The organism is Micromonospora sp. NPDC051296, assembly GCF_040682255.1.
Lineage (GTDB): Bacteria > Actinomycetota > Actinomycetes > Mycobacteriales > Micromonosporaceae > Micromonospora > Micromonospora craterilacus.
In genome coordinates this window covers 1-10,817 of record NZ_JBFBAO010000245.1, presented here as the reverse complement: position 1 = coordinate 10,817, position 10,817 = coordinate 1, and the positions used below count along the sequence as shown (strand labels likewise).

At 72.2% G+C, this 10,817-nt stretch carries 13 protein-coding genes; 6 read left to right on the top strand and 7 right to left on the bottom strand.

What is annotated here, in order from left to right:
• On the top strand, positions 1–138 hold a 138-nt coding region (locus AB0M52_RS23170; protein ID WP_363957213.1), incomplete at its 5' end, for a PepSY domain-containing protein.
• Between the two features lie 82 nt (positions 139–220).
• Here AB0M52_RS23170 and AB0M52_RS23165 read toward each other — a convergent pair.
• Together AB0M52_RS23165 and AB0M52_RS23160 are read right to left on the bottom strand one after the other, a co-directional pair.
• The gene (locus AB0M52_RS23165) at positions 221–1,105 is read right to left on the bottom strand and encodes a sulfotransferase domain-containing protein (protein ID WP_363957210.1); all 885 of its coding nucleotides are present in this window, start codon (positions 1,103–1,105) and stop codon (positions 221–223) included.
• Between the two features lie 137 nt (positions 1,106–1,242).
• On the bottom strand, positions 1,243–2,373 hold the full coding sequence (locus AB0M52_RS23160; protein ID WP_363957207.1) for a transposase: 1,131 nt from the start codon (positions 2,371–2,373) through the stop codon (positions 1,243–1,245).
• On the opposite strand from AB0M52_RS23160, the gene AB0M52_RS23155 reads away from it, so the two are divergent.
• Positions 2,327–2,746, top strand: coding sequence for a transposase (locus tag AB0M52_RS23155; protein ID WP_363957204.1), 420 nt, complete (start codon positions 2,327–2,329; stop codon positions 2,744–2,746). The genes AB0M52_RS23160 and AB0M52_RS23155 overlap by 47 nt on opposite strands.
• Positions 2,747–2,767: 21 nt before the next feature.
• The gene (locus tag AB0M52_RS23150) at positions 2,768–3,853 is read left to right on the top strand and encodes a hypothetical protein (RefSeq protein WP_363957201.1); all 1,086 of its coding nucleotides are present in this window, start codon (positions 2,768–2,770) and stop codon (positions 3,851–3,853) included.
• 8 nt (positions 3,854–3,861) lie between these two features.
• Here the strand turns inward: AB0M52_RS23150 and AB0M52_RS23145 are convergent, their stop codons facing one another.
• From AB0M52_RS23145 to AB0M52_RS23125, 5 genes are all read right to left on the bottom strand, one after another.
• Positions 3,862–4,143: an adhesin gene (locus AB0M52_RS23145; RefSeq protein WP_363957198.1), complete on the bottom strand. Its 282-nt coding sequence runs from the start codon at positions 4,141–4,143 to the stop codon at positions 3,862–3,864.
• Positions 4,144–4,434: 291 nt separating this feature from the next.
• Complete coding sequence (locus tag AB0M52_RS23140) at positions 4,435–4,749, bottom strand: hypothetical protein (RefSeq protein WP_363957195.1); 315 nt, start codon at positions 4,747–4,749, stop codon at positions 4,435–4,437.
• Between the two features lie 141 nt (positions 4,750–4,890).
• The gene (locus AB0M52_RS23135) at positions 4,891–5,328 is read right to left on the bottom strand and encodes a nitroreductase family deazaflavin-dependent oxidoreductase (protein ID WP_363957193.1); all 438 of its coding nucleotides are present in this window, start codon (positions 5,326–5,328) and stop codon (positions 4,891–4,893) included.
• 117 nt (positions 5,329–5,445) lie between these two features.
• The gene (locus AB0M52_RS23130) at positions 5,446–6,306 is read right to left on the bottom strand and encodes a hypothetical protein (protein WP_363957190.1); all 861 of its coding nucleotides are present in this window, start codon (positions 6,304–6,306) and stop codon (positions 5,446–5,448) included.
• Between the two features lie 279 nt (positions 6,307–6,585).
• Positions 6,586–7,182 (bottom strand): pentapeptide repeat-containing protein, encoded by a 597-nt coding sequence (locus AB0M52_RS23125; RefSeq protein ID WP_363957188.1) that lies wholly within the window; start codon positions 7,180–7,182, stop codon positions 6,586–6,588.
• 72 nt (positions 7,183–7,254) lie between these two features.
• Between AB0M52_RS23125 and AB0M52_RS23120 the strand changes: the two genes are divergently transcribed.
• From AB0M52_RS23120 to AB0M52_RS23110, 3 genes are all read left to right on the top strand, one after another.
• Positions 7,255–8,487: a serine hydrolase domain-containing protein gene (locus AB0M52_RS23120; RefSeq protein WP_363957185.1), complete on the top strand. Its 1,233-nt coding sequence runs from the start codon at positions 7,255–7,257 to the stop codon at positions 8,485–8,487.
• A gap of 56 nt (positions 8,488–8,543) precedes the next feature.
• The gene (locus AB0M52_RS23115; RefSeq protein WP_363957182.1) at positions 8,544–9,185 is read left to right on the top strand and encodes an NAD(P)H-binding protein; all 642 of its coding nucleotides are present in this window, start codon (positions 8,544–8,546) and stop codon (positions 9,183–9,185) included.
• Between the two features lie 108 nt (positions 9,186–9,293).
• Positions 9,294–10,736 carry a M28 family peptidase gene (locus tag AB0M52_RS23110; RefSeq protein WP_363957179.1) on the top strand — a complete coding sequence of 481 codons (1,443 nt, stop codon included), beginning with the start codon at positions 9,294–9,296 and terminating at the stop codon, positions 10,734–10,736.
• The last annotated feature ends 81 nt before the right edge of the window (positions 10,737–10,817 follow it).

Here is a 10,817-nt window from a genome sequence, read left to right as displayed (position 1 = left end):
GGCCGGCCGGTCTGGGAGGTCGAGATCATCAAGGGCGGCACCGAGCACGAGATCGACATCGACCGGGAGACCGGCGCGGTGGTCAAGGCCGAGCAGGAGCCGGTCGACGACGATGACGACGACCGGTACGACGACTGACCGGACGCACACCGGCCGGTGACGGCCCACCCGACGCGCCCCGGCACGGCACCCGCCGCGCCGGGGCGCGGTCACGTCGCGGTCAGTGGTCGCGGTGCAGCCAGGCGAGCAGGTCGGGCGGGGCCAACGCGGCGGCCCGGGCCCGGTAGCGGACCCGGGCCGCGCCGTCGAGCAGGGCGCTGCCCTGGCCGGAGCGGCCGTTGCGGAAGAAGGCCCGCCGGTCCTTGAACACCCCCGCCGGGTCGGGTGCGAGCCGGTCGGCGCGGGCCCGCATCCGGTCGAAGGTGGCGGCCTCGACCAGGTCCGGACCGGGTGGGTCGAGGTCCAACAGCTCGGCGAGGCGGTGCATCTGCCCGGTCAGGTCGGCGGACAGGTCGTCGTAGTGGACGAGGTGGACGTTGGGCCGGTGCCGTCGGGCCCACGCGTCCCGCAGGTGCCACATGACGCCCGGCAGCGAGTCCAGCTCCGCACGCGGGTCGGGATCCGCGTCGATCCAGCGGACGAGTGCCTGCTCGACCGACGGCGGGGGCCCGTCCGGCTCCGGTGCCCCGGGCTGGCCGGTCAGCTCGGCGAGGCGGCTCCGGTCCAGGTTCGCGCCCTGATGGTGCAGGGAGACCGCCATGTCCAACGGGTGGCGCGCCACCACGATGTAGTGCACCCGGGGATCGGCCGGGACGCCGTCCAGCGGAGTGTGGGTCTTGATGAAGCGGCGGTGCCGCTGGGCGGCCAGCCGCCGGTACACCTCCGTCGACGGTTCGGCCAGCCAGTCCAGCCAGGGCGACAGCTCGCTCAGTGGAGCCGGCAGATCCGGGGTGCGCAGCACCAGCAGCGCACAGATCATCTGCATCCAGGTCGTCCCGCTCTTCGAGCGGGTGCTGATCACGATGTCACCGGGGCGGGCGGCGAAGCCCTGCCAGCGAGCGCTGTCCTCGTCGGGAGACCGGTATCGCGTCAGGGCGTCGGGCACGCGGTGACGATAGTCAGGGAGCTGACAGCTGTCAGGGGAATTCCGCTCTGGATCGTCTGGCTACAGTCAGCTTCTCGGCCGTGAAGGTGCCCTGAAGGGCCGAGCTTGCAGATCGTGCTCGATGCTGGCTGCATCGGTCACGCCGCGTTCGGCAGGCTGACTGCTGCCCAGCCCGTAGCACCGCGTGTGGCGATGTTGCGGGCTGCGTTCACGTCGGCGTGCTCAGCGAAGCCGCACGACATGCACCGGAAGGTGGATTGGTTAGGGCGGTTGGCTCTGGCGAAATGCCCGCAGGCGGAACAGCCCTGCGAGGTGTACGCCGGATCGACATAGACGAGCGCCACTCCGGATCGTGTCGCCTTGTAGGCGATGAACTGGCCGAGTTGGTGGAACGCCCACGAGTGCAGGGTGACCCGCTGGGGCCGTCGGAGCCGTACCCGGTCGCGGATGCCCGTGAGGTTCTCCAGGGCGATGCCGCGGCCGGTGCGTTCGGCCTCGGTCACGATCTGCTTGGCGATGCGATGGTTGGTGTCGGCGGCGAACCGGGCCTCCTTGCGGCGGCGGGCCTTCAACAGCCGCTTGGCCGACTTGGTCCCGATGCGCTGGAGCTTGGCCCGTAGCCGCTGGCTACGATGCCGGACCCGGTTCAGGCCCTTGCCGCAGTGTCGGGTGCCGTCGCTGGTGGTGGCGAGGTTCGCGATGCCCAGGTCCACACCGAGAAATCCGTCAGGTGCTGTCACCTCGACGTCAGGGATGTCGCAGGTGGCGTACAGAAACCACCTGCCGTCACGGCACACCAGGTCGGACTCGCCCCGCCGGTGCGCCACCAGCGTGGCGTACTGCTGCTCGGAGCAGCCGAACCGAACTCGGTTCAACCGGCCGCCGACAGCCCAGATCGACACCGTGCGGTCGGCGAGCTGCCACGACAGGCACCGGTCGTCGAACGGCTGCGCCGCGTCGCGGCGGAACCCGATCGGCTTCGCCTCAGCCTCACGGCGACGCTGTGATCCCGCTTTGCCCAGGTTGCCTGCGCGGATGTTGGCTTTCAGGGTGGCGTACGCGCCAGCGACCTTGCGGGCGACGTGGATCGCTGGCTGGGCCGACAACCCCATGCCTTTCAACCGCCCGTAGGTGAGTCGCTGCAGCGCCTGCTTGCCGAACGCCCGAAACCGGTACGCCTCGCCGGAGACCACATTCGCGGCGTGGTTGCACAGGCTCAGCGTGTCCCGCAACGCCGACTCCTGGCCGGCATCGGGGAACAGACGCACCTGCACAACAATCTTCACCGTCCACAGACTACCGTCACCCCTGTCACCCCGACGGGCCCCGGACCCGGATGTACGCCGCCGCAGCAGCGTCGTCCACACCCTGCACGTACATCTTGTTCTCCTCACCAAGTACCGGCGGGACGTACTCAACGACCCCCGGGCCCGCCCGATACAGGCAGACCACGGCGACGTATCCGCCAAACTCGGCGCGGATCTGCGGGGCGCGGAACTGCCGAACGTCCACGGCGAACACGACCACATCCACCTACTCGCCCACTGGGGTGATCTCAGCAGCGCAAACGGGTTGATTGGTGCGAAACACGCGAAGGTGTCGAGTCGGGCTGGGATGGAAAGGGCCGGGATTCCCCTTTAAAACGCTAAGCTACATTGAATTATGGTGCCCGCCCACATGGGCCGGGCGGCGGAACCGGTCTACCGCCCGATCCTCGCCGCCCGGCGGGGCGAGCTGGAGGCGCTCGGCCACCTCGACAGCGCCCACGCCCCGATGCTCGCCCCGATTCTGTCCCTGTCCACTACAGACGGTTCCGTGGTGGACGCCCTCCGCCGGTTGCCGCCGGGCCTCGTCCCGGCCGTCGATGCCAGCGCCCTGCCCGACGTTGCCGAATCAGAGTTGGCCCGCTGGGGCGTACCGGTGGTGCCGGTGATCAGCCCAGCGGACAACGAGCGGCGGCTGGCGGCACACGGGGCCGCGGCGCGGGCGCACACCGGGTGCGCCGTGGTGCGGCTACGGATCGGCCAGGACCGGGCCGGCCCCGACGCCACCACCACGGCGATGGAACGGATCTGGCGGTACGCCCGGCTGGCCCCCGAGCAGTGCGACCTGCTGGTCGACTGCGGTGACGTGTGTTGCCCGGCGGACGTACGGGAAACCGAGCCACGGGCCCGGCGGGTGCTGGACTGGGCTCGACGGCACGCGTGGCGTTCGGTCAGCGTGGTGGCCGGCGGGATGCCGCCGGCACTGTCCCGGCTGCCCGCCGACGAGCCGGTCCGCCTTGATCGGTGGGACTGGCTGCTCTGGCAGCGGCTGGCCGGCCTCGGTGTCGGGTTCGGTGACTACGGCGTCGCCTCGGCGGTGCCGGGTACCGAGCCGGCCGGCGACCGGCTGCCGACCGTCCGCTACACCGGTGACGGCGCCTGGTGGGTCTACCGCTGGTCGCGCCGGGGTGGGCGCGGCGACGAGCGGGTGGCCGACCTGTGCCGCACCCTGGTGTCGGCGCCGCACTGGCCGGCGGCGGGCGCGAGCTACTCCTGGGGCGACCACGAAATTCTGCGCCGGGCGCGACGGGGTGCCGGCGCCGGGTCGACGACCAACTGGCTGGCGTGGAGCACCTCGCACCACCTGGCCCATGTGCTGGACGCGCTACGCCGGCCGGCCGGGGCCGGGGCTGTGCGCCCCGGTGCGCCGCCGTCGCCGCGCGGCCGTGCGCCGCGCGGCGGCGAGATCCGTCGCGCCGGCTGAGCCGGCGGTCACTGCTTCTCGGTGAACCCGAACTGCACGATGCCCTCGTCGTCGACGGTGGCGTCGACCGAGGCGTCGCCGAGCAGGTCGGCCGCGTCGGAGTCGAGAAAGATCCGGGCGCCCTGGTTGTCCACCACCTGGTCGCCGTCGATCGGCGCGGCGACCAGTTCGACGCTGAGCGACCCGGCCGCGGTGTCCGCGGCGATGCGTACGCCGCCGCCCTCGGCGACGTCCTGTTGGGTGGCGAGGTCACGGATCACCAGGACAGCGTTGTCGGTCATCGTGAGCATGACGGGACTCCTCGTGGGTTCTCGGCTCCCGGTGCGGATGCGTCGATTTGCGGATCCGCGGGCGGGCCGGACTCGGCCCGCGCACCGGCACAGGTGGCGGTGACGGTGGTGCGTCGCGCTGGCCACCTTGGCGCCTACCGCCCGGCGGTGGCCACCACCGTCCCGTCGGGGCAGCTCAGGGCCCCTCCAATGCCCACGGTGCACGCTGTCGCGGGATCCGTCAAATAGAGCACCATCGTTGCGATTGGTAGGCATGACGGCGCTTCGAACGGGTACCCGACTCGGTTCCCCTCAGGCGGTGGAGCGGGGCGGGAGTGGCGCGGCGGGGTCACCTCGCTCGATCAGCGCGGCGATGTCGGCGGCGTGCAGACCGCGCAGCGCGAGGACCCGGGTGCCCCACCGGTGCAGCCGGCAGGGGTGCGGGCTGGCGTCGTTGCGGCAGACCGTTCCGCCGGACCACCTCCATGGCGCGTGCACCACCACGGCCCGGACGGCGAATTGGGCGTCCTCGGCGGTCACGTACGGCGGCAGCGGGATCTCCCGCAACGTCACCCCGGCCGACTCGCCGGTGAGTGGGAACGAACGGGCGGTACTCCTGCTGTTCATCGGCCTGGCCTCCACACAGGACAGTCGAATACGGACAGCAGGACGTTACGGTCCGCCGAACCTGAGACGACGGACAAACTGTCCCGGCCACTCAGCCGGCGCCCTGCGCCCGCAACTCAGCCGGCGCCCTGCGCCCGCAACTCAGACCCGTTCCAGTAGCACCACCGGAATGTCCCGGTCGGTCTTCGCCTGGTAGTCGTCGTACGCCGGCCAGATGCCGGTCATGGTGGCCCACAGCCGGGGCTTCTCCTCGGCCGTGGCGGTCCGGGCCCGTGCGGTGAACCGTTCGGCGCCGACCTGCACCTGCACCTCCGGCTCGGCCAGCAGGTTGAGGTACCAGGCCGGGTGCCGAGGATCACCACCCTGAGAGCCGACCACCAGGTACGCGTCGCCGTCCCGGCCGTAGATCAACGCGGTACGCCGCAGTTTGCCGCTGCGCCGGCCGCGCGTGGTCAGCAGCAGCGTGAACACGCCCGGCCGCCACTCGTGCCCCTCGGCACCGTCGGTGTCGACGTACCGGTTGATGTGCTCGGCCACCCAGCCCGAAGGGCTGTCCAGCACCTGTTCGCCCGTGCTCATCGGTCCTCCCGGATCGTGGGTCGATCGCCGATCACGCTACTCCGGACCGGGCTCGCCGGGCCGTTCAACGCCGGCACCCGCCGCCGGCACTGCCGGCCGGCGTGGTCGGCGGGTCGGTCAGCGCAGCGCGACCGCCTGTAGGCCGACGTTGCCGCAGTGCGGGGTGTAGATCTCCTCCACCGTCCAGGTGAGCAGCAGGCGTGACCCCTTCGGCGCCTCGAACCGGATGGTCGCCCTGGTGGACTGGCTGGTGTGCCGTTCCTCCAACCGCAGCGTCCGGCTGGGGCCGCCGCCGCTCAACCGCGCGTCCAGCCGGCCCCGAGCCATCCACACTCCCAGGTAGACGGTGGCGGTGCGCGGCTTACCGTCGGACACCACGGCGAGGCTGAAACCACTGCCCACGCCGCAGGTGTAGACCCCGTCGGGCGTGTCGTCGGCGGACTTCGCCGGCGCGCCGTCACGCCACCGGAACAGCTCCTGGTTGCCGTCCCAGCCGCCCCGCTCGCCCTGGCCGCCCAGGTCGCGGATCTCGGCGGAGCCGTCGCGCTTGCGTACCGTCGCCCCGGCGCCGCCCAGCCCCCAGTGCACCCAGTCCCGCCGGCCCGCCTCGGTCAGGTCCACGGTCGCCGGGATGTCCGACCGGCCGACGGTGAGCACCAACGGCGCCGCCGGAGGCGCCGGCGCGATGGTGGGACTGGGGGTCGGGCTGGGGCTCGGCGTACGCTCGCGGGGCCGCAGCCCCGGTACGGCCGGAGCGGCAGGCTCGCGGCTGGGCAGGCTCGGCCGCTCGACCACCGCCGGCAGGCCGTCCGACTCCGCCTGCTCCTCCGGGCTGGGCTCCGACGACCAGTTCACGTACGCGACCAGGGCCAGCAGGCCGGCGAGGGCAGCGACCGTCTCCACCGCGTAGCGGCGCCGCCGACGGACCCGGACGAGCCGCCGGGCGGCGGAGCGGGTCTCGCCCTCCGGGCCCGGCATGTGCCGGTGGCTCGTCCCCGAGCGGTGCCGGGCTGAACCACCGTGGCCGACTGGCCGGGTGGGGCGGGACGCCGAGGTGCTGGCCCGTGCGGGTTCTTCCTCCGCCACCGACTCTCCACTTCTGCCGGACCGGCCTCGCGCCGGCGGACTCGACCCGGTTGTGGGGCCGCCTCAGATTCGCATTGAAGGGACCTTCCGCGCTAGTCGGGCGGATTGGTGTGTCCAGTTTGTCGCTTAGCGGAGACGGCGCGAACCCGGGAAGGCTTCCGAGCGAGCCCGTCAGCCGCGGACGTCGAAGCCGAGGGCATGGGCGAGGGCCACGGCCTGCACGGCGTCGATGACGGCCCCGGCACGCTGCACAGCCGTCGGATCCAGCCCGGTCAGGTCGCTGCCGCGAAGATCCGCACCGGACAGCCGGGCACCGCGCCACTGCACATCGGACAGGTCGACCCCGCGCACCGCCGCCCCGGTCAGGTCGACACCGGCCAGGTCGGTCTCGCGCATCCGTACGCCGGTGAGCCGGGCGCCGCGCAGATCGGCCCCGGTGAGGGTGACGAACGACCAGTCTCCCCCGTCGACGGTCAGCGGACGCAGGTCGCACCGGTCGAACGTGCTGCCCACCAGCTTGCAGCCGGTGAACGCCGCCTCGAACAGGTTGCACCGGGTGAACACGCAGCGGGTGAAGGCCGAGTCGGTGTGCCGGGAGACGTTGAACAGCACGTCGCCGAAGGTGCAGCCGTCGAAGACGGCACCGCGGCTGGTCGCCTCGGTCAGGTCGACCCGGCGGAAGGTGCAGCGGACGTAGTGCCGGTCGGTCAGGTCCTCCGCGTACCAGTCCTCGTCGTGGAAGGTGACGTCCTCGATCGGCTCCGGCATGTAGGAAGGCTAATCATCGGCACCGACACCCATGCCTTCCGGACGCGCGTACCGGCCGGTAGGTTCGGTCGGGTGAGCATGGCAGGCAGCATCGACCCGCGGCAGGTCGGCTTCGATCCGGCGCGGTTGGCCCGGATCGACGAGCACTTCGGCCGGTACGTCGACGACGGCCGGTTGGCCGGGTTCCAGGTGGTCGTCACCCGGCGCGGCGAGATCGCGCACAGCTCGGCGTACGGGCTGCGGGACCGGGAGGCCGGCGCGCCGGTCGAGGCGGACACCCTCTGGCGGATCTACTCGATGACCAAGCCGATCACCTCGCTGGCCGCGATGATGCTCTGGGAGGAGGGCCACTTCGAGCTGACCGACGAGGTCGGCCGGTGGCTGCCCGAGTTCGCCGACATGCGGGTCTACTCGAAGGGGTCGACGCTCAAGCCGTACACGGTGCCGGCGGTCGAGCCGATCCGGGTCTGGCACCTGCTCACCCACACCGCCGGGCTGACATACGGCTTCATGCAGACCTCGGTGGTCGACGGCCTGTACCGGGCCGCCGGCTACGACCTGTACCCGCCCGCGGACGTCGACCTGGCCACGGCCTGCCGGGCCTTCGGCGAGCTGCCGCTGCTGTTCCAGCCCGGCACCGCCTGGGGCTACTCGGTCGCCAGCGACGTGCTCGGCCGGCTGATCGAGGTGGTCTCCGGGCAGAGCCTGGACACCTTCTTCACCGAGCGGATCCTGCGCCCGCTCGACATGGCCGACACCCGCTGGTACGTCGACGGCGCCGACGCCGCCCGGCTCGCCGCGCTGTACGTGCCGGACCCGGCGACCGGCCGCGCGGTGCGCCACGACGCGCTCGGCGGGTTGGCGTACGAGAAGCCGGCGCTGCTCTCCGGCGGCGGCGGGCTGATCTCGTCGGCCGCCGACTACCACCGGTTCACCCAGCTGCTGCTGCGCGGCGGCGAGCTGGACGGGGTACGCCTGCTCGGTCCCCGCACGGTGCGTTTCATGACCCGCAACCACCTGCCCGGCGGGCAGGATCTGGGCACCCTGTCCACCGGCGGGTTCGCCGAGACGACCCTGGACGGGATCGGGTTCGGCCTCGGCTTCGCGGTGGTGGACGACCCGATCCCCAGCCGGGTGCCGAGCAGCGTCGGGGAGTACTACTGGGGCGGGGTGGCCAGCACCGCGTTCTGGGTCGACCCGGCTGAGCAGATCACCGCGATGTTCTTCACCCAGTTGATGCCGTCGAGCACCTGGCCGATCCGCCCGCAGCTGCGCCAGCTGGTCTACTCCGCGCTGGTCGACTGAGAGCCCGGATCGCCGTTCCGCCGACGGCCGGCGGGGTCGGTCCATAGCCTGGGACCGTGAGCGACATAGTCGTGTTCGGGGCGGGCGGCACCGCGGGCTCGCGGATCGTCGCGGAGGCGTACAACCGGGGGCACCGGGTCGTCGCCGCGGTGCGCCGGCCGGAGGCCACCTCGTACCTGCCGGCCGGGGTCCGGGTGGTGACCGGTGACGCCACCAGCGAGCGCAGCGTGCGGGAGCTGGCGCCGGAGGCGGACGCGCTGGTGGTGGCGATCGGCGGCGGTGACCACACGCTGTGGCCCGACGCGGCGCGGGCCCTGCTCGACGCGTTGCAGTCGATGCCGGCCGCGCCCCGCGTGATCCACGTCGGTGGCGGCGCCACCCTGCTCACGCCGACCGGCGGACGGTTGGTGGACGAGCCCGACTTCCCACCGGAGTACCGGGACGCGGCGTTGGGCCAGGCGGCGGCGCTGGATCTCTACCGCTCGTCGGCCGACGGGGTGAGCTGGACGTACGTCTCCCCGCCGCCGCTGGAGTTCCATCCGGGCGAACGCACCGGGAGATACCGCACCGGCACCGACCAGCCGGTGACCGATGCCGATGGCCGGAGCGTGCTCAGTTACGAGGATCTCGCCGTCGCGGTAATCGACGAGATTGAAAAACCGCGTTTCCGGAATATGCGCTTCACTGCCGCCTACTGATCCCCTGATCTTGAGAAACGGCAGCTCGCGGGATAGATTCGAGCCTCTGTGACCCGGGTCTCACACCCCTGACACCCGGGTATGGCCTCGAATCAGGAGGATGCCGTCTTGGCTTCGCTCGACGACACCGTGACACCCCCGCACGATTCGTCCCAGTCCATTGGAGAAAGTTTCCTCAACCGGCGGCGGATGCTGACCGTCGCCCTCGGTGGTGCCGCGGTCGTGGCGCTGCCCGCGCCCGCCTGGGCCGCCGACGACCAGCGGCCGGGCTCGGTCAACGCCCCCAAGCTCACCCCGCAGGACCGCAAGGTCATCGCGATGCTGTCCCCCCGGCGCGCCCTGGAGCACCTGAAGGTGCTCTCCGAGGACATCGGGCCGCGCATCGGCGGCACCGAGTCGGAGCGCCGGGCCGCCCACTACATCGCCAGCCAGCTCGACCACTTCGGCTACAACACGACCCTGCAGCCGTTCCCGGTGGCCGACAAGTTCCTCGCCCAGCTCAGCTCGCCGGCCGGCCTGCCGAACGACCTGAACTGGCAGGTCGGGGGCAGCGCCCACGCGGGGCTGGACACCTCCGTCACCGCGTCGGTGGCCGACGTCCGCGCGGGCGCGGCGGCCGACTTCACCGCCGACGTCAGCGGCAAGATCGTGCTGGTGGACTACGTCGCGTCCCAGCGCGAGGCGGTGGCGGCCCGGGCCGTGGCCGCCGGGGCGGTCGGCGTGATCTTCCTCCCGGCCGACCTGGTGGAGCCCCGCCGGGCCTCGGCGTTCTCCCCCACGCTGCCCGGCTCCGCCAGCTCGCCGCTGTCGATCCCGGTGGTCGGGGTGGCCCAGGCGCAGAAGCACCGGCTGCGGGCGCTGCTCGCCGCCGGCCCGCTGACGCTGACCGTCGCCACCACCGCGCACCGCGGGCTGACCTCGCACAACGTGCTGGCCGAGCGGGTTGGGCGGTCGGGCCCCAACGGCCCGGTGGTCATGGTCTGCGCCCACTACGACTCGGTCATCGGCGCGCCGGGTGCCAACGACGACGGTTCCGGCACCGTGCTCTCCCTGGAGCTGGCCCGGGTGCTGAAGGCGATCCCGGTCGACGCCACCGTGCGGTTCGCCCTGTGGGGCTCCGAGGAGCAGGGGCTGATCGGGTCGCGCTACTACGTCCGCGAGCTGCCGCAGGCCGAGCGCGACCGGATCGTCGCCGTCTACAACAACGACATGGTCGCCACCAGCTGGGACCCGGCCACGCGGTACTGGGTGCTGTCGTTCACCGGCCAGGCCAACCGGGCCACCGACGAGGTCACCGCCGCTGCCCAGCGGCTCGGCTACGAGCCGCAGATCTCCCCGGTGACCCAGCGCGGGTCCAGCGACCACCAGTCGTTCCAGGAGGTCGGCATCGCCAGCGCCAACTTCTCCTGGCGAGGTGAGGAGTCTCCGGCGCTGCTGGAGCCGCCGTACCACAGCCCGGAGGACACCATCGCCAAGAACATCAGCCTGGAGCGCCTCCAGGTGTCAATGGAGCTGATCGGCTGCGCCACGTACGCGACGGCCGGACACTGACACCACCGGCGGGGGGGGGGGGCTACCCCCCCCCCCCCCCGGAACGGGGCCCCCCCGGGGGGGGGGCCGCCGGGGGGCGCC

Bases quoted from the DNA above. Each gene is read 5' to 3' on its own strand.
- AB0M52_RS23150 (WP_363957201.1), top strand. From the start codon at position 2,768: ATGGTGCCCGCCCACATGGGCCGGGCGGCGGAACCGGTCTACCGCCCG.
- AB0M52_RS23145 (WP_363957198.1), bottom strand. From the start codon at position 4,143: ATGCTCACGATGACCGACAACGCTGTCCTGGTGATCCGTGACCTCGCC.
- AB0M52_RS23140 (WP_363957195.1), bottom strand. From the start codon at position 4,749: ATGAACAGCAGGAGTACCGCCCGTTCGTTCCCACTCACCGGCGAGTCG.
- AB0M52_RS23135 (WP_363957193.1), bottom strand. From the start codon at position 5,328: ATGAGCACGGGCGAACAGGTGCTGGACAGCCCTTCGGGCTGGGTGGCC.
- AB0M52_RS23130 (WP_363957190.1), bottom strand. From the start codon at position 6,306: ATGCCGGGCCCGGAGGGCGAGACCCGCTCCGCCGCCCGGCGGCTCGTC.
- AB0M52_RS23125 (WP_363957188.1), bottom strand. From the start codon at position 7,182: ATGCCGGAGCCGATCGAGGACGTCACCTTCCACGACGAGGACTGGTAC.